This window comes from Marinobacter sp. SS5-14b (genome assembly GCF_030541005.1).
GTDB lineage: Bacteria > Pseudomonadota > Gammaproteobacteria > Pseudomonadales > Oleiphilaceae > Marinobacter.
Map to the genome: position 1 here is coordinate 800,907 of NZ_JASSVM010000001.1, position 18,442 is coordinate 819,348.

Annotated in this window: 16 protein-coding genes; 11 read left to right on the forward strand and 5 right to left on the reverse strand. The window is 55.4% G+C overall.

Features of this window, described 5'->3' with window-relative positions:
* Positions 1-138 precede the first annotated feature (138 nt).
* Entirely contained in the window at positions 139-714 is a 576-nt protein-coding gene (locus QPL95_RS03720; RefSeq protein ID WP_303289647.1) for a hypothetical protein, read from the reverse strand.
* Between the two features lie 203 nt (positions 715-917).
* Here QPL95_RS03720 and QPL95_RS03725 point away from each other — a divergent pair, with 203 nt between their 5' ends.
* The 8 genes from QPL95_RS03725 (at position 918) to QPL95_RS03760 (ending at position 9,643) form a co-directional block, all read left to right on the forward strand.
* Positions 918-1,973: an NAD(P)-dependent alcohol dehydrogenase gene (locus tag QPL95_RS03725; RefSeq protein WP_303289648.1), complete on the forward strand. Its 1,056-nt coding sequence runs from the start codon at positions 918-920 to the stop codon at positions 1,971-1,973.
* Positions 1,974-2,053: 80 nt separating this feature from the next.
* A complete protein-coding gene (locus tag QPL95_RS03730; protein WP_303289649.1) occupies positions 2,054-3,022 on the forward strand; it encodes a beta-ketoacyl-ACP synthase III in 969 nt (322 codons plus the stop codon).
* Positions 3,023-3,140: 118 nt separating this feature from the next.
* Positions 3,141-4,142, forward strand: coding sequence for a thiosulfate ABC transporter substrate-binding protein CysP (gene cysP, locus QPL95_RS03735; protein WP_303289650.1), 1,002 nt, complete (start codon positions 3,141-3,143; stop codon positions 4,140-4,142).
* A 9-nt stretch (positions 4,143-4,151) separates the two neighbouring features.
* Entirely contained in the window at positions 4,152-5,024 is an 873-nt protein-coding gene (gene cysT / locus QPL95_RS03740; protein WP_303289651.1) for a sulfate/thiosulfate ABC transporter permease CysT, read from the forward strand.
* Positions 5,025-5,882 carry a sulfate ABC transporter permease subunit CysW gene (cysW, locus tag QPL95_RS03745; RefSeq protein WP_303289652.1) on the forward strand — a complete coding sequence of 286 codons (858 nt, stop codon included), beginning with the start codon at positions 5,025-5,027 and terminating at the stop codon, positions 5,880-5,882.
* Position 5,883: 1 nt separating this feature from the next.
* On the forward strand, positions 5,884-7,005 hold the full coding sequence (gene cysA, locus QPL95_RS03750) for a sulfate/molybdate ABC transporter ATP-binding protein (RefSeq protein ID WP_303289653.1): 1,122 nt from the start codon (positions 5,884-5,886) through the stop codon (positions 7,003-7,005).
* Positions 7,006-7,127: 122 nt separating this feature from the next.
* On the forward strand, positions 7,128-8,612 hold the full coding sequence (locus tag QPL95_RS03755; RefSeq protein ID WP_303289654.1) for an NAD(P)/FAD-dependent oxidoreductase: 1,485 nt from the start codon (positions 7,128-7,130) through the stop codon (positions 8,610-8,612).
* Between the two features lie 14 nt (positions 8,613-8,626).
* Entirely contained in the window at positions 8,627-9,643 is a 1,017-nt protein-coding gene (locus QPL95_RS03760; protein ID WP_303289655.1) for a bile acid:sodium symporter family protein, read from the forward strand.
* On the opposite strand, the gene QPL95_RS03765 is transcribed toward QPL95_RS03760, so the two are convergent.
* A complete protein-coding gene (locus QPL95_RS03765) occupies positions 9,602-10,225 on the reverse strand; it encodes a J domain-containing protein (protein WP_303289656.1) in 624 nt (207 codons plus the stop codon). The genes QPL95_RS03760 and QPL95_RS03765 overlap by 42 nt on opposite strands.
* Before the next feature lie 125 nt (positions 10,226-10,350).
* On the opposite strand from QPL95_RS03765, the gene QPL95_RS03770 reads away from it, so the two are divergent.
* The 3 genes from QPL95_RS03770 to QPL95_RS03780 all read left to right on the forward strand — a co-directional run bounded on the left by QPL95_RS03770 (position 10,351) and on the right by QPL95_RS03780 (position 15,144).
* Positions 10,351-12,564: a TonB-dependent siderophore receptor gene (locus tag QPL95_RS03770; RefSeq protein WP_303289657.1), complete on the forward strand. Its 2,214-nt coding sequence runs from the start codon at positions 10,351-10,353 to the stop codon at positions 12,562-12,564.
* Between the two features lie 64 nt (positions 12,565-12,628).
* The gene (locus QPL95_RS03775) at positions 12,629-13,600 is read left to right on the forward strand and encodes an ABC transporter substrate-binding protein (RefSeq protein WP_303289658.1); all 972 of its coding nucleotides are present in this window, start codon (positions 12,629-12,631) and stop codon (positions 13,598-13,600) included.
* Complete coding sequence (locus tag QPL95_RS03780) at positions 13,597-15,144, forward strand: HAMP domain-containing sensor histidine kinase (RefSeq protein ID WP_303289659.1); 1,548 nt, start codon at positions 13,597-13,599, stop codon at positions 15,142-15,144. Before QPL95_RS03775 ends, QPL95_RS03780 begins: the two co-directional genes overlap by 4 nt.
* Before the next feature lie 56 nt (positions 15,145-15,200).
* Here QPL95_RS03780 and gorA read toward each other — a convergent pair whose 3' ends face one another.
* Genes gorA through gspL form a run of 3 tightly spaced genes read right to left on the reverse strand, consistent with a single transcriptional unit; the run spans position 15,201 to position 18,440 of the window.
* On the reverse strand, positions 15,201-16,562 hold the full coding sequence (gorA, locus tag QPL95_RS03785; protein WP_303289660.1) for a glutathione-disulfide reductase: 1,362 nt from the start codon (positions 16,560-16,562) through the stop codon (positions 15,201-15,203).
* Between the two features lie 32 nt (positions 16,563-16,594).
* A complete protein-coding gene (locus QPL95_RS03790) occupies positions 16,595-17,128 on the reverse strand; it encodes a type II secretion system protein M (protein WP_303289661.1) in 534 nt (177 codons plus the stop codon).
* A 4-nt stretch (positions 17,129-17,132) separates the two neighbouring features.
* On the reverse strand, positions 17,133-18,440 hold the full coding sequence (gspL, locus tag QPL95_RS03795; protein ID WP_303289662.1) for a type II secretion system protein GspL: 1,308 nt from the start codon (positions 18,438-18,440) through the stop codon (positions 17,133-17,135).
* Between the last annotated feature and the right edge of the window lie 2 nt (positions 18,441-18,442).

Here is an 18,442-nt window from a genome sequence, read left to right on the forward strand (position 1 = left end):
TCAACAGCATAAGACTCAAATAGCGAAGACTTCCTATGCGAAAGTACCATGAATTCGGTATGAAGCGCTCGGATTCTGCGGCGTTTCCGGGAATCTGGAAGCCGGTACTGGCGACACGCAACGGCTTCCACGGAAACACTACGGTTGGCGTTGCTCAATATCCTTTATAGCATCCTCCAGAAAGGAATCGACCGTTTCACCCGGTAACAGCAACTGCTTTTCGATCATGGCATCTCGCCATTCGGACTCCTCAAAAATACAACGGTATTCGTTCGGAAACTCAACGTAGAGTTGTTTGAAGTGATCCCGGGCGCGGGCTTTGTTGGGCATTTTCCTGCGCGATTCAAGGACCGCCATATTGTACAACGCCCCTGCCCGCACGTTGTCCGGCTGAGCCTGATCCCTATAGATGGTGTCGAGCCGGTTGATCACTTCGTTAACGCCCGTAAGCCGGTGTTCCTTGATAATTTCAACCGCCGAGGCCATCACCCGATCTTCGCCCTGGGTACAGGGCGAATTCGCGTGATCTTCCAGGTAGTTGTCGACCGCCCGTTCTACATCGTGTTTGTACTTGTGATCCTGTTTTTGCTCATACACATACCCCGTGCCTACGGTCGTGGCGACAGTGCCGGGCATACACCCGGTCATAGCGAGAGACAATACGGTCAAAGCAGCCACAAGAGGCGCCTTGGGAAACATTGGGTGAGCAGTCATGGATTCATCCCTGGTGATTGGTTACATATTGTTACGCAGAACGGTAGCGATAATTGACCCATAGAACCGTGAGCTCCGTAGGAAAACGAATAATTTACCTCGAGGGTTTGTACCATTCAGGCCACAAGCCTATGGTTATGGTCCTGAGTGACTAAATTCCGCCTCAATATTCTATGTCACCCCAATCTATTAAGGAGTATCACATGGCTAATACCCGTGCTTACGCAGCCACCGCCCCCGATTCCGGCCTTGCCCCCCACTCCATCGATCGCCGTAATTTGCGAAGCGATGATGTGGCCATTGAGATTGACTACTGCGGTGTTTGCCATAGCGATATTCATACGGTGGAAAACGACTGGGGTGGCGCCAGGTACCCTGTAGTGCCCGGCCACGAAATCATTGGTCGTGTAACGTCAGTGGGCCCGAAGGTTTCGGGTTATAAAGTCGGCGATCTGGTCGGTGTCGGTTGTATGGTGGACAGCTGCCGCACGTGTTCTGCCTGCGACTCCGGGCTGGAACAATACTGCGACGAAGGCTCCACCATGACCTACGGCAGCCTTGACCGGCACGACGGTACTGTCACTCACGGTGGCTACTCAGAGAGCATCGTTGTGAGTGAGCGCTTTGTGGTGCGTGTGCCGGAAAGCCTGGACCCGGCAAGTGCGGCGCCGCTGCTTTGCGCAGGCATTACCACTTACTCGCCGCTGAAGTACTTTAAAGTCGGCAAGGGCCACAAGGTAGGCGTGCTCGGCATGGGCGGATTAGGGCATATGGGTGTGAAGCTTGCCAAGGCTCTGGGTGCAGAGGTGACGATCTTCACGCGCTCCGAGAAGAAGGTGTCGGAGGCCAAAAAGCAGGGTGCCGATCACGTCATCGTATCAACTGACAGTGATCAGATGAAAGCCGCGGCCAGCACGTTCGACTTCCTGCTCGACACCATCCCGGTGGGCCATGATCTCAATCCTTATCTGAAGTGCCTGAAACACGATGGCACCCACATTCTGGTGGGCCAGCTTACCCCGGTAGAGCCCCCGTTACAGGCAGGCCTGTTGGTCACCAAACGTCGCGTTATCGCCGGTTCTCTGATCGGGGGTATGCCGGAAACCCAGGAAGTTCTGGATTTCTGTGCCGAACACGATATTACCTGTGACGTTGAGATGCTCGACATCCGGAACATTAACGAAGCCTACGAGCGAATGAAGAAGGGTGATGTGAAATATCGGTTCGTCATCGACATGAAATCCCTTAAAGAGGGTTGAGACAATCCGCTAATTACCAATCCTGCAGCAAAGGGTTAGCATGAGGTTATTGTTATCGCATCTGACCCTGGACGCCACGCATGACTTATGCACGCATTGCCGGAACCGGCTCTTATTTGCCGGACAACGTCGTTACCAATCTGGACCTGGAAAAGAAGGTTGATACTTCTGACCAGTGGATCCGGGAACGAACCGGCATTGAACAGCGCTATATCGCCCTGCCCGGCCAGTCAACGGTTGATCTGGCCGAGCAGGCGGCGCTGCGGGCGATTGAGGCCGCAGGCATTGAAGCCGGCGATATTGATCTGATCATTATCGCCACGACCACTCCGGACAAAGTGTTTCCCAGCTGCGCCTGCATTTTGCAGGCCCGGCTTGGCATTCACGGTTGTCCGGCGTTCGATATTCAGGCGGTGTGCAGTGGCTTTGTCTATGCGCTTGCCACGGCTGAAAAGTTCATTCGCACCGGCACCAGTAAGAAGGCGCTGGTGATCGGTGCTGAAGTATTCTCTCGGCTTCTTAACTGGGAAGACCGAACCACCTGCGTACTGTTCGGAGACGGCGCCGGTGCCGTGATTCTTGAGGCCAGTGAAGAGGCGGGCATCCTGTCGACCCATCTTCATGCCGATGGGCGCTATGAAAAGCTGTTACACGTTCCCTGCGGTGTCGCTAACGATTTCGACACAGTGAAAGCGGGTGGCGCCTTCGTTGAAATGAAAGGTAACGAAGTGTTCAAAGTGGCCGTGAATACCCTGGGACAGATCGTGGATGAAACCCTGTCCGCGAACCAGATGCAGAAGTCGGATATCGACTGGCTGGTGCCGCACCAGGCAAATCTCCGGATCATCGCTGCTACAGCCAAGAAACTGAGCATGTCGATGGATCAGGTTGTGGTCACGGTAAACCGGCACGGCAACACCTCAGCAGCGTCTATCCCGTTGGCGCTTGATGAAGCCGTACGTGACGGCAGAATCCAGCGCGGTCAGGTTGTCTTGCTGGAAGCGTTCGGTGGTGGATTCACTTGGGGATCGGCGCTTTTGCGCTATTAAATGACGACCCAGTTATTCCTTAAAGCGCTTTCAATATTTATTTTTAATCTTTTTGGTTCTTAAGCCGCTCTGTTAAATTGCTCCTCAGATTCACTGATCAGGTTCTGAGGAGTTTTCAATGAAACAACTACTTAAAGGGTTCGCACTCGGTGCCGCCCTGCTCTCGGCTCAACCAGCTCTGGCCGCCGACCGGGAACTTCTCAACACTTCCTACGATATTGCCCGTGAGCTCTTCGCTGCCTACAACGTGGAGTTCCAAAAGCACTGGCAAGAAAAGACCGGTGAAACCGTTGAAATCAACCAGTCCCACGCGGGTTCGTCCAAGCAGGCCCAAGCCATTATTCAAGGCCTGAAGGCCGACGTTGCCACCTTCAATCAGGTGACCGACATCGACATTCTGCACGAACGCGGTGGCCTGATTCCTGAAAACTGGGCCGAGCGTTTTGCCAACAACAGTTCACCCTATTACTCGACCATGGCGTTCCTGGTGCGTAAGGGGAACCCCAAGAATATTCAGAACTGGGATGATCTTGCCCGTGAAGACGTGGCCCTGGTCATGCCTAATCCGAAGACCTCCGGAAACGGCCGGTATACCTATCTCGCAGCGCTTGGCTACGCTCAGGACCAGTTTGGTGACGATCAAGCCAAGATCGATGAGTTTCTTTCGACCTTTCTTGGCCAGGTTCGTGTTTTCGACAGCGGCGGACGCGGTGCCACAACAACCTTTGTTGAGCGCGGCATCGGCGATGCCCTGCTGACGTTCGAGTCTGAAGTGCTGAACATTGCCGACCGCCTGGACGGCGAATACGAAGTGGTCACCCCGAAAGTCAGCTTTCTGGCTGAATTTCCGGTTACCTGGATTGATGACTACACAAAGCAGAACGGTACCGAAGCGCTGGCAAAAGAATACCTGAGCCATCTGTATTCTGAAGATTCCCAGCGCCTGCTTGCCAGCTTTAACTACCGGGTTCACAACGAGGCCGTCGTGGCAGAAAACGCAGACCGCTTCAAAGAGTTGAAGCTGAAGTCTATCGACGAGATTGCCGGAGGCTGGGAAAACGCCATGAAAACGCATTTCTCCAGTGGTGGAAAGCTGGATCAGCTGCAGCGTCAGCGGTAAGAGGCACTGATGTCTTCATCCGCTCAAGCAAGCGCCGCCCCCGTGCGGCGCTTTGCCGGTCGAAGCAAACGGGTTTTGCCGGGGTTTGGTCTCAGCCTCGGCATTTCCCTGTTTTTCGTTAGCCTGGTTCTGTTACTGCCGCTGACCGGTCTGGTGGTTGAAACCGCAGGTATGACCTGGGACCAATTCTGGTTCACGGTGACCGACCCAAGAGTCGTTGAGTCCTACAAGGTAACGATCTGGACAGCCCTGGCAGCCTCTTTGTTCAATGGTGTGTTCGGCCTGCTTCTGGCCTGGGTTCTGGTTCGCTACGAGTTCCCCGGGAAACGTCTGATCGACGCCGTTGTGGATCTTCCTTTTGCATTGCCCACCGCCGTAGCCGGCATTACGCTGGCCACGCTGTTTGCGCAAAATGGCTGGTACGGTCAGTTTCTGGACAAACTCGGCATTGAAGTCGCCTTCACGCCAATCGGCATTGTTGTCGCCATGGCCTTCACCAGTATTCCTTTTGTCGTTCGCACCGTTCAGCCGGTGCTTGAGGAGCTGTCAGCTGCCGACGAAGAAGCTGCGGTCAGCCTGGGCGCATCGGATGGCCGGGTATTCCGGAAAGTTATCTTTCCGTCCTTGTGGCCGGCGCTGGTCACCGGCATTGCCCTGTCCTTTACCCGTAGCCTGGGTGAGTTCGGTGCCATCATCTTCATTGCCGGCAACATGCCCTACGTCAGCGAAGTGACCAGCCTGATGATTTTTATCCGCCTGCAGGAATACGATTACGCGGCTGCCAGTGCCATCGCCTCCATGGTTCTTCTGGCTTCCCTGATATTACTGTTTGCGATCAACATCTGGCAGGCCCGCTACCTGCGCCGGCTGGAGGGTCGTTAGATGGCTGGGCACAACCGCAGAGTAGGAGATCAACCCTGGGTGCGCCGGTCGCTTATCGGGCTTGCCCTGACCCTCACCGTGATCCTGCTGGTCATCCCGGTGGTGGTTATTTTTACCCAGGCCCTGAGCGCAGGCTGGACCACATTTGCCGGCAATATTCTTGACGAATACACGCTACACGCTATCGGTTTAACGCTTTTCGTCGCGCTGCTTACGGTGCCGCTCAACCTGGTGTTCGGAACGGCGTTGGCCTGGTCGGTTACGCGCTTTCGGTTCCCCGGTCGAAAGCTGTTGATCACGCTGATTGATATTCCCTTTGCCGTGTCGCCCGTTGTAGCCGGTTTGCTTTACCTGTTGTTATACGGTCGCAACGGCTGGCTTGGCGGTTGGCTCAGTACTCACGACGTACAACTGATGTTTGCCTGGCCCGGGATTGTCATGGTGACGGTGTTTGTTACCTGCCCGTTTGTTGCCAGAGAGCTGATCCCTCTGATGCAGCAGCAAGGCAGCGAGGAAGAGGAAGCCGGCGTGGTGCTGGGCGCTTCTGGTTGGCGTATTTTCCGCAAGATCACACTGCCCAACATTAAGTGGGCGCTGATCTACGGCGTGGTTCTGACCAATGCCCGGGCCGTTGGAGAGTTTGGCGCCGTGTCGGTCGTTTCCGGTAATGTGCGCGGCCAGACCAACACCTTGCCCCTGCACGTCGAGTTGCTTTATCAGGATTACAACATTGTCGGCGCTTTCGCCAGTGCGTCACTGCTGGCTGGCATCGCCATACTCACCCTCGTGGCAAAGGCTTTTGTGGAATGGAAACAATCCAGTTCAGAGAGTCCAGCGCCGGAAAAAGGAGGTGTCTGAAATGAGCATCACCATTGAAAAGATAAACAAGGCGTTCGGGCAATTCCAGGCGTTAAACGATGTGTCCCTGGATATTCCTGAGGGTCAGCTTACTGCCCTGCTCGGCCCTTCCGGCTCGGGTAAAACCACCTTGCTGAGGATCATCGCCGGGCTGGAGTCTTCGGATACTGGCCGAGTGCTGTTTGGCGGAGACGATGTCAGTAAACTCCATGTCCGCGACCGGAACATCGGCTTTGTTTTCCAGCACTACGCACTCTTTCGCCATTTGACGGTTGCGGAAAACATTGCGTTCGGACTGGAATCATTGCCCCGGAAACAGCGCCCCTCAAAGCAGGACATTCGCCAGCGTGTTGACAAGCTGCTTGAGATGATCCAACTGCCGCAGTTGGCCAATCGTTATCCGGCACAACTTTCCGGTGGCCAGAAGCAGCGTGTTGCACTGGCCCGGGCATTGGCCACCCAGCCCCGCATCCTGCTGCTGGATGAGCCGTTTGGCGCCCTGGATGCCAAAGTTCGCAAAGATCTTCGCCGCTGGCTGCGGGCCTTGCACGACGAGTATCACTTCACCAGCATCTTCGTCACCCACGATCAGGAAGAGGCGCTGGAGCTCTCAGACCAGGTGGTGGTCATGAGCCAGGGCAAGGTCGAGCAGGTTGACAGCCCGACTGAGCTTTACGCCCGGCCCGACAGCCGGTTCGTTTTCGATTTTCTTGGCCATGTCAATGTGCTTTCCGGGGTTGTTAAAGGCCAGAAGTTAACCCAGGGCGATGCCTGGGTTTCGCTCCCGGGCGCAAAGAGCGATCAGGAGGCGCAGTTGTATCTGCGCCCTCACGAGGTTCAGCTCAGCCGCACTGCCAACGCCCATGCGCGGCTGCCACTCCGGATTGAATCGATCAGCTTGATTGGCTCGGAAGTACGAATTGAACTGCAACCCCAGGGTTGGCAAAGCACCGAGCTCTGGGAAACAGGCATGAGCCACGCAGAGTTTGCAAGCCAGAACCCGGCAAGGGGGGAACTCTGGTATGCCGTGCCCAATGTTGGCCACCTGTTTTTCGAAGACAGCCACCAGCCCAAAACCGTAGACTGGCATTACCAGAACGCAGCAAACGCCAGTAATATGTGAACCGGCACAGCATACAATTCAGGCTTTTTGATGGCCCCGCAACCAAACCGGTTGAACGGGGCTTTTTGTTGTCTGAATTGGGCGTTATAGTCAGACCCTACAACAATAATCGGGCAGTAACCATGACGCGGCACCAGCAATGGAATCCCTCTGTTATTATCATCGGCACCGGCTTTGGCGGCATTGGCATGGCCATCCAGCTCAAACAAGCGGGCTTTGATCAGGTGACCTTACTGGAAAAAGCATCCCGTGTTGGCGGAACCTGGCGCGACAACACTTATCCCGGTGCCGCCTGTGATGTCCAGTCTCATCTGTACTCCTATTCTTTTGAGCCAAAACACGACTGGAGCCGAAAGTTCGGTGCCCAACGGGAAATTCAGGCCTACATGGAGCACTGCGTCGAAAAATACGGGATTGGGCCTCATATACGCTTCAATCAGTCGGTGACGACGGCGAGCTTTGATCGTTCACACAACCAGTGGACGGTGAACACTGAATCCGGTGACACCTACACAGCCAATGTTCTCATAACCGCAACCGGACAATTGAACCGACCAGCCATCCCGGATATCCCTGGCCTCGAATCCTTCAAGGGTGTCATGTTCCACTCCGCACGCTGGAACCACGAATACGACCTTAGCGGCAAGCGGGTTGCGGTCATTGGAACCGGGGCCAGCGCTATCCAGTTTGTTCCTGCCATAGTCCCGAACGTTGCTAAACTCGATTTGTATCAGCGCTCAGCAGCCTGGGTATTGCCCAAACCGGACCGGGAGTTTTCGGATACCGAACAGGCACTTTTCAAAAAGCTTCCCCTGTGGGACCGGGCTTACCGGTCGCTGATCTACCTGAAAAATGAAACCCGTGCGCTTGCCTTTACCCGGTTCAACAAGCTCCTGGATATCTTCGCTCAGCAGGCCATCAAAGAAGCCAAAGCCCGCGTCACTGATCCGGAAAAGCTCGAGCACATCATTCCGGAATACCAGATTGGCTGTAAGCGAATACTGATTTCAAACGACTGGTACCCCGCAATCAACCAACCCCATGTCAGCCTCATCACTGATGGAATTGGCCGGGTAAACGCCTCCGGTGTGGAAACAGTTGACGGCCAACACCGGGAGGCAGACGTCATTATCTTCGCCACCGGCTTCCGGGCCAGTGAGTTCTTGTCACCGCTGCAGATCACCGGTCGCGACGGTAACTCACTGAATGACGCCTGGGCCAATGGTGCGAAAGCGTTCAAAGGGATTACTGTAAGCGGGTTTCCCAATCTGTTTATGGTGTATGGCCCTAACACCAACCTGGCACATAATTCTATTTTGTATATGCTGGAATCCCAGTTCCGCTACGTGATCAGCGCCCTCAAGGCCCTGGCCCGTTACCCCGATGCGGCAATGGATGTCCGCGAAGATCGCCAAAGCCGGTATTGTCAGGTCGTGCAACACGGCCTGGACGGCACCGTCTGGGATACCGGATGCACCTCCTGGTATCTGGACGCCCAAGGGCGCAATACCGTTAACTGGCCCGGTTTCACCTTCAGTTACCGGTTCGCTACACGGTCGGTAGATACCGCCGACTACACCTTTTCAGACCCGGACGTCAGTCACTGAGTTAAGACACCATCATGAAGTTCCGTATTGATACCTTCACCCTGTTGTTGCTGGGCGCTATTGTTTTGGCGTCCTTTCTTCCGGTCACCGGCTCGGCTGCCGAGATGCTGGCTACCGCCGGAACCCTTGCGGTTGCGCTTCTGTTCTTTCTCCACGGGGCGGCACTGTCACGCCAGCAGATTATCGAGGGGGCTACCCATTGGCGGCTTCACATACTGATTACCACACTGACCTTCGTGTTCTTCCCACTGGCGGTTCTGCCAATCAACGGGCTCAGTACCATCGCACCGGACTGGATGCCAAAAGATCTGGGCCTGGGCTTCCTCTATCTCGGCGTTCTGCCGTCTGCGGTTTCTTCATCCATTGCCTACACGGCAATGGCCAGAGGCAACGTGCCCGCCGCCATCTGCAGCGCGGCGGCGTCCAACGTCTTCGGCATGATGCTCACACCCTTTTTGCTGTTACTGCTGGTGTCAACGTCCGGTACAGGTGGCTTCTCGGTGGCCGAAGCCCTGAAGGATATTGTGTTGCAGCTTTTGCTGCCGTTTGCGGTGGGCCATGCCCTGCGCCCCTGGCTGGGCGGCTTTCTGAACCGCAACGAGTCGCTGATGGCTCGCTATGATCAGTGCGTTATCTGGATTATCGTCTATTCCGCGTTTTCTCATTCCGTTGTGAGTGGCTTGTGGCAAAACCTTCCCGTTCAAGCCATCGGGCTTGCCATTGCGCTGTGCTTTGGTTTGCTGGGGTTATTTATGCTGATCGCGACATTGATGGTCAGAAAGCTGGGGTTCAGCCTGGAAGACGAAGCCGCAGTGGTCTTCTGCGGCTCCAAAAAGAGCCTGGCTTCGGGGCTGCCCATGGCCAAGGTGCTGTTTTCCGGGCACCCCGGCTTTGGCATGATTGTGTTGCCTATTATGTGTTACAACCAGATTCAGGTGATTGTCGGCGCCATTCTGGCCCAGAAGTATCGAATCAAAATAGAACAGGCGTCAGCCGCCCATGCCGCCGAAGATGGCCGTGAGAATTGCTAAACCGATTACCCAGCCGATAACTGCGGGCCAGAAGTTCACCATCTGGGGAGGCTGATCCGTTTCAGCTTCCGCGTTTTGGCTCTCGGCCATCTCATACTCGGGGTAATTCCGGGGGTCAGGCTCCTGAACGGCGTCCTGTACGCTGAACCAGTCAAACCACTCCCCGAGGAAGCGGGCAACCGGAACGGGGAACGAACCATTCTCCGCCAAGGGACGGATCTGATGCTCAAGCTGGCTGGCGAGCTCTCTGCGCAGCGGGAGCTGATCCGCAGGGGGCTCACACAAGATCGCTTTCCAGATGCCAGCGTCCTGCTGCCGAACCGGATCGTTCATCAAAGCTTTCACCTGAATCACAACTTCCCGGACAACCTGCGCCTCATTGGCGTCAAGTTCACGCTCAACCTGTACTTCAGACTGTGAGTCGCTCATCGTCTGCGGCTCAACCCCGGCGGCTTCCCGATAGGCTTCAGTCAGTGTTCGGGCCTCTTCACCAGACGCAAATTTCATCTGACGCTCGTAAGCCTCGCGGATTTGTTCCTGGTCTCCGGTCGGCTCAATGCCCAGAATCTCCCAGCAGTTCATAAAACGGTCACTCCAGAAGTGTAGCCTCTGTAAACTTTTTAGAGACAAATGGCTTGGGTTCTCCTAGGATTAATGGAGAATCACAACTAAATTTCCAACGCTCTGCCAATTATAGAACGACACCCATGCCCGATACGAATTACCTGTCAGATCCCCAGTTACAGGCACGCAAGTTGGGAAGGAAGCTCAGCTACGCCATATTCAGCATGACACTCGTCGCTTCGGCATCCGGCCAGGCGAGCGCTGATACATCAGAGCCTGATTTCAACGACGAACTCTTAATGTTCGGTGATGACATGCCAGAGGTACTGACCACAACCCGGCTTCGTCAACCCAAAACCCGTGTACCCGGAAGTACTACGGTGATCTCCGGTGATCAGATCCGCGATCTTGGCATCGTCAATTTGTACGAGGTGTTCCGGTTAGTGCCGGGAATGGTGGTTAATTTTGTCGGTAGCCACCAACCGGTAACCACCTACCACGGCACGGTTCATTATGAGCAGCGGCGCATGCAGGTATTGGTGGATGGCCGTACTGCTCACCGCGCCACCCTGTCCGACATGGACTGGGAAACCATGCCAGTTCCGCTGGAAATGATCGAGCGCATTGAAGTTGCCCGGGGGCCTAACTCAGCAGCCTACGGTATCAATGCCTTTCTGGGCACAATCAACATCATCACCCGTGACCCAGCAGACACGGCCGGCGTTGAGGCCCGCGTAACCCGTGGCTCCCGAAACCATATTCGATCTTTTGGCTCGGTTGGTGGCGCAGGGTCGGATGTCGATTGGCGGCTGACGTACGAAAAACGAAAGTTTGGCGGCTTCGATTACCAACTCGGGGACGACGACGAGAAAGTGCCCTTTAACGATGGCCACGGCATCAATTCCTTCACCTATGACTCACGCCTGAAATTTACTCAGCAAATGGATGTGGAGTTCAGGGCCGGCATTGTGGATGGCACCAAATATCAGGACAAGGATAAGAGCGGTGATATGGAACCCTCGGAACATCCGAATATTGAAGTCCGGGACTACTATCTCCAGTCACAGCTGAACTACAGCACCTCCGACAATCATTTCTTTCATATCATGGTCGCCGTTGAGAACTTCAATCGCCAGCAGCGGTATCGTATCGAGCTGCCTGACACCATTGCGACATGCTTACGGGACCCCAACGCCAACCCGATCTATTTCCGGGACGAAAATCGAAAGCGCCCTTGTTTCGAAGGCACGGGCGGGCCACCGATTGAGGCTCAGGTCAACGCCGACTACGAAGACACCCGGCTCGAACTGGAGCTTCAGGACACCCTGATAGTCAACAACGACCTGAAACTCGTGACCGGCGCCGGCTTCCGGAAAGACACACTGCGCTCAGAGACATACTTCAATGGCCGTGGCAATAACTACCAGTCCCGCTATTTCGGTAATCTCGAGTATTCTCCCCTCTCCTGGCTAACGCTGAACGCCGGCGGTAACTGGGAGCGAACCAGCACCACCGACGAAAGTTATTTTTCCCCAAGGGTTGCCGCGAATTTTATTGTGAATAGCCGGCATGCCCTCCGGATTGTTTTTTCAAAAGCCGTGCGTACACCCGATGGCTTTGAACAGGATCAGGATTGGGGGTACACCCTGACCAACGTCAGCCCGGCCATCTACTCTGACCTTGAAGGCAGGCGCATCACCGTGGCCGATGCTGCGCAAGAACCCGCCATACTGACCCTTGGAAAAGACCTTCAGGAAGAAAAAATCAGCTCCCGGGAAATCAGCTACTTTGGGCAGTTTCCCATGAACACCGCCTTGTTGTCGCTGGAGGTACGCGGTTTTAAGGATGAAATGCGCGATATGATCAGCGGTATCATTCAGCACAAAGAGTGGACCCTGGACAATAACGTCGCCGTAGATCAAAAGGGTTTTGAAGTGGAAGCCACCCTGGAGTTTCCGGGGACGGCCCTGCGTGCCAGTTACGGATACCTGGATCAGGATACCTGGTACAGTGGTGCACCGATTATTGATGCATCAGGCTCCGTAGATACCCGTGAACAGGACTACCAGACAGGTCTTCTCACCCGACTGTCGGTTCGGCATTCCGGAAGTGTGGCGGCCATTCAGGATTTGCCCTTTGGCCTGAAAGCATCTTCTGCTTTCTACTGGGCGGATGAATTTAATACCCAGTTTGAACGCATTGACGCCCGTATCGCCAAACGGTTTTTTCGGGCCGATTACACGGCAGAACTGGCCTTTACCCTGCAGCATTACCTGAACCGAGAACCGGAATTGAGTGGCGACAACCTTATCGAGGATCACAACCAGTTTTTCCTCGAAGCTGGAGTCAGGTTTTGATTATTACCTTTAGAATGGACCAATATCGGAGTACCCTGCCAATCAGGACGGTATGAGAGCAAAAGTGCATTCTGAAACTCCAGTCAGAAAGAACGAAGTGCCCGTGGTAGCCCCGTCATGGCTGCTGGCCTTCGCCTTTTTGTTACTTTGGCCAATGCAGGCTTATTCGCAGCCCGGGCATGAAACTTCGCGGATCGCGTATCTGGCGACGTCGGGCAATGCTGTGCTCGATCAACGAATTACTGACCTGATTACCCGTAATCTCAACCGCGACATCAAGCTGAGCACCCTCACTGAGAATCAGCTCCCTTTGCTCGAAAACGAACCTGTGATTGCCGTCGGTCCCGGGGCGTTCAATCGTGTCAGGCAGGGTAACCGGAATGCTTCCGTTGTGGCGATCCTCGTCGATACCCAGTTCATCAGTGGTTATGCCGGCAAATCTGACGGCAGAATAAGTGCCGTCTTGTATGATGTTCCATTGCTACGCCAGGCTCTGACCGGTAAAGCGATCCTCCCCCAGGCCACCAAAGTGGCCATGCTAGCCAGCTCAGAAGACGATGAACTGTATGAACCACTGCTGGGTCAACTGGCAGACTACAATCTTGAAGGACGAGTGTTCGTTGCCAGCAGCAAAGATCAACTCATTCCTACGCTTGTGCGCGCACTGAATTACGGGGACTTTCTGCTCGGAGGTCCGGACGACGACATTTTCAACCCGCGCAACATCAAGCACATTCTTCTGACCGCGTACCGGAGAAACAAGATTTTGATTGGCCCCAATCAGGCGTACGTCAAAGCCGGGGCTCTGGCATCCAGCTACGCCCCCTTCCCTGCCATGGCGGAAAAAGCCGCGAATTACCTGGAGCAGTATCTGGAGACCGGAAAATTTCCGGCCCCCGCATACCCGGACACGTACAGTGTTGAAGTCAATCAGCAGGTTGCAAGGTCTCTCAACATCCCCTTACCTGATCGGGAGTGGGTCGCTAATGCTGTTGAAGAGCTTCTTAAGCAGCCCGTGCAGGAGTCGGTAAAATGACGAAAGCCAGCAAAACGTCTTCGTCAATGACGCTCTCGCGGCGCTTGCTGTTGCTGGGAGCACTGCCAGCCGTCGTGATGTTTGTCGTACTTATGGCCTTTTTCACTTCTGCACGGCTGGATGATGCCCATCGTGATATGGCTCGTAGTAGTCAGATGCTGGCAGACAGCCTGGCACCGGCACTTGAATACGCCGTCGTGTCCGGAAACCGACTGGCGCTGGAGCAACTGCTTAGTCAGTCGTTGCGTAGAAGTGATGCAGACTGGGTCAGAGTGACGGACGTTGTGGGAGAAGAGCTCGGCTTTGTCAGCAAGGGCATCGGCTCAGCCGAGCGCACTGGCAATAGCTTTAACGTGTACGAGGCTGAAATTCTGCAGGAACCTCTCGAAATTGGCCCGGGAAATTCTGCCCAGTGGTTTGAGTCTGGATGGAACTTCAGTTCTGGCGCACTTCGCGTTGGGGCTGTGGAAGTTGGCGTGAACCCGGAAGTGCTTGAAGCCCGGCAACGTGATATCTGGTGGTCTTCCCTCACCGTCGGTGCAGGCATGCTGTTGTTTACTGTGCTACTGATCAACGTGTTTCTGGGCAACATACTGCGGCCCATGCAGAGACTTTCCAGTCGGGTTGGTCAGTTGATTTTTGGTGACTACAGCCTTGAGCCGGTTGTCCGAAAAGGCGTCGCCAGGGAAATCGCCGATATCCAGGAACAGCTTAATCAACTGGCCGAGCATCTGGATAACCTGAAAACAGCGAGGGATCAAACCCTGGCCATTTCCGAAACCGCCAGGGATAAAGCCGAGCATGCAAGCATGGCGAAATCGGAGTTTCTTGCCACCATGAGCCATGAACTCCGCACGCCCCTGAACGGTGTGATCGGAATGATTGATCACATTGCGCAAGAGCCTCTTACCAAGCGCCAGGCGGATTACCTGACTACCGCAAAGCAGTCTGCCCAGGATCTTCTGACCGTGATTTCAGACATCCTGGATTACGCCAGAATGGACAGCGGCAGCCTGGAGATGGACGTTCAGGAATTTGACCTGCAGGCTTTGTTTACCAACTGCGTTGCCTCCTACCGGCATGCTGCGGAGCAACAGGGGCTGGCTCTGGAGATTCAGTTTTTGGGAGACTGGCCAGAACACCCTGTGGTCGTGGGTGATGCGCCACGAGTACGTCAGGTGCTGGCCGGTCTGCTCGATAACTCCCTGGAGTTCACCAGTGACGGCTTCGTTACGATACGAACTCACTGGCTCGCCATTGAGCCCAGTCAGGCCCTGATCAGTTGCACAGTCAGTGACTCCGGGTCTGGTATAGCTTCAGAGCGGTTAAATGATGCTTTCAACAGCTTTGACAGCAAGCACCAGGGTAATGCCTCTGTGCAAAGCGGATCAGGACTGGGGCTATCACTGGTGCAGCGGCTGGTTGAACTGATGGGAGGGCATGTACAGGTTGAATCTGACCTGGGACAGGGCTCATCATTCCGCTTTGAAATCCCCTTTGAGGTACCTGTCACGGCCGAAAGCCCGGATAGATCGGTCAAGTAAGGTGGTTGCCTCGCCTGCCTCCGCCAAAGAGCGAAGGCAGGCCTCGTTTATTTCAGCTACGCCACCGGTTGCCTCATGGTGACAAACTCCTCGGCTGACGTCGGGTGAATGCCAATAGTACTGTCAAACTGAGCCTTGGTTGCGCCAGCCTTGATCGCAACCGCCAGTCCCTGAGTGATCTCTCCGGCATCCGGGCCCACCATATGGGCACCCAGAACTTTGTCCGTCTGATCGTCAACAACGAGCTTCATCAGGCAGCGCTCATCCCGGCCGCTAAGGGTGTACTTCATGGGCCGGAATTCGGACCGGTAAATGCGCAGGCTGTGCCCCGCCTCCCGGGCTTCCTGCTCGGTCAATCCCACCGTACCGATGTTCGGCTGGCAAAATACAGCGGTGGGAATCGCGCTGTAATCCATGTCGCCCTGGCCATCACCGAACAGCCGCCGTGACAGGACCATGGCCTGGGCCAGTGCTACCGGGGTCAGCTGTGGCGTACCAATCACATCGCCCAAAGCTGAAATGGATGGCACCGCCGTTTGGAAGTGATCATCTACCACGACATGCCCTGAGCCGGTCAGCTCCACACCCAGCTCTTCTAAGCCAAGGCCATCCACCAGTGCGCGCCGGCCTGTGGCCGCCATCACCAGGCCGGTTTCAAGACAGCTGCCGTCACTGAGGTTTACACGATAGTGGGCATTATCCGGTTCAACAGAATCAATGGTTACGTTAAACCGAAGGTCTATGCCTTTTTTGCGTATTTCCTGTTCTGTAAATCGGCGGATGTCTTCATCGAAGCCACGCAGGAACAGGTCGCCACGATACAAAAGTGTGGTTTCGACCCCCAGCCCCGCCAGAATGCCGGCAAATTCGACCGCGATGTACCCTCCCCCCCAAACAACGGCATGGCGCGGAAGCTGCGGAAGGTAGAACATTTCATTGGAGCTCAGTAAGCATTCTTTGCCAGGAATTTCAGGTATCACCGGCCAACTGCCAGTCGCAACCGTAATGTGCTTTGTCCGATAGGTCTGGTCGCCCACCGCAACCGTGTGTGGGTCACGGATGCTGGCGGTACCTTCAATAATGGTGACGCCTGCATTTTCGAGCATTCGTCCATAGATACCGTTCAGGCGCTCAATTTCGGCGTTTTTGTTGGCCACAAGTGTCGGCCAGTCAAACGTTACATCTTCATTGGGTATGCGCCAGCCATAGCCTTCAGCATCTTCCAGATCGTCCCTGACATGGGCCCCGTAAACGAACAGCTTTTTAGGAACGCACCCTACGTTTACGCAGGTTCCGCCAAGGTAACGTGATTCCACCACCGCTACCCTGGCGCCCATTTGGGCAGACATCCTGGCTAACCGCACTCCGCCAGAGCCAGCCCCAATAATAATCAGATCAAAATCCTGGTTTTCAGACACTTCGTCTCCCGTCTTTCGATGAAATAGCCAGATCAAATGGCCAGTGTAAGCCGGACCGAAATCTTGCCGGGTTCGTTACTTCTGTCCATTGCAGCTTGATCAATGATGATTCCATGCCGGGTATCGAGGCGCTCAAGCCACGCGGCCACATCGGCAAATGGCGCGCCCTCCATCCATACCCGTATCGCATTATCTCCGGTTGGCTCGAAACGTTGCAGTGACAGCCCGGCTTCGCCAGCCGAACGGGTGACCAGTGCCATCAGAGCCCGACCGTCTTCCGGCTTTTCGACGCCTGCGGCGGCATTGCTCTGGTTGCCTGAACGCCCAAGCCCCTGAATCGATGCCTGATTGGCCTGCATCCATCCAAGCAGTTCGGCGGCGTTTTCGCGACTTGCCTGTGCGTTGTCGTGAAACTCGGTGATCGGTCGCCAAACGGCAAAATACAGGATCGCGAGTGCCAGTGCCACGCCCAGAACAATCAGTGCCTGGCGATCCCGGGTAGGCAACTGGTCGTATCGGGCAATCATTTTGCCGATCGCTGGCTGGTCCTTTATACGTTGCAACATCCGTTTATCCTCCAGAAACCGTTAAACGGCCACGAGCACCGTTCGACTCGTTTACTACTGAGCCAATCTGTGCCTGCAAGCCCTGGTTTGCCAACCCGTTGCGCAAACGGCTCAGGCGGTCATAGCTGTCAGCTCTGATATCAACCACCAGCTCACCCCGGTTCCGGCTGTAATTTATGGAGTTGAAGGTTACTGCACCAGAGCCCGGCAGGCGGCCGTATTGATCGCCGGTGAACTTCATCAGGGTGATGAAGTCTACATCCAGCCCTTGAGACCCCGCCACACGCAGTTGCCCTTCGATAACACGGCGAACGTTGCCTGCGTGGGTACGCTGATCCGATGGGAAGGCCTGCCGATAGATCGCCATCGCTTGCGCCTGCAGGTCGTCAGCCTGTTGCTGATGATACACGCCCAGGCCAACTTCCAGGCCGAGCTGAATCACGAACCACAGCGATGCCACCGCAATCAGGGGGCGCCAGGGCTTGAGGGGGCTGGCACCGGAAACCTTGATCGAGAACGCGCCCTGGCACAGGTTAACGGGATGGCACAGGTGCTGATGGTGGGACCACGCCAGGAACTCCAGCACCGAAAACTCGAGCGGTTTTTGCTGAACACTGACACGGCCCGAGGCACCAGATAGCTCGCTGATCAACGGCTGCTGGTTCTCGATATCCGATTCCAGGCCGTAAAGTTGCACCGGGATTTCCGCAATCACCTCTTCCGAGGACGGCGCTGCCATGGTCATCGCAAACAGCGGAAGGTTGTCTGCCTGCATCCGCAACCATTCCCCACGCTGACTCTGCATCATCACAAACTCGCCATCCAGGCACATCATCCAGCCGGATTCCGGGGCTGGCAGCAAGGACGCATCGGGGTAGATGGCATCCAACCGTGCGTGAAGCCAACCGGAAAACAGAGTTTGCCAGCGTTGCATCTGGTTCAAATCAATAGCCGCAACCAGATACCCATCCGCGGCATGGCGCCCGAGTGCAAGGTGAACCGTTTCAATATCCTGGGCGATCTGCTCTTCAACCGCATAGGGCAATGCCTGCTGAATAAAGCGGCTTTGTTTGGCGGGTATATCTGCAAGGCAGAAGGCCGCTTCATCGCCGGGCACGAGTCCGATCAGAAGAACCTTATCCAGCGAATTCTGCGCCAGTGTCTGCTCAATAGCATCTCGCGTGTCGGCACTGCCATGGGCCTGGGCATCGCCGCTGGCATCATGCAGCACCCAGCTGTATAGCTGGACCTCCGGGTTCTGGTCCGGGTCTGCAAACGGCGCCAATGGCCTGACATATAGACGATAAGACATGG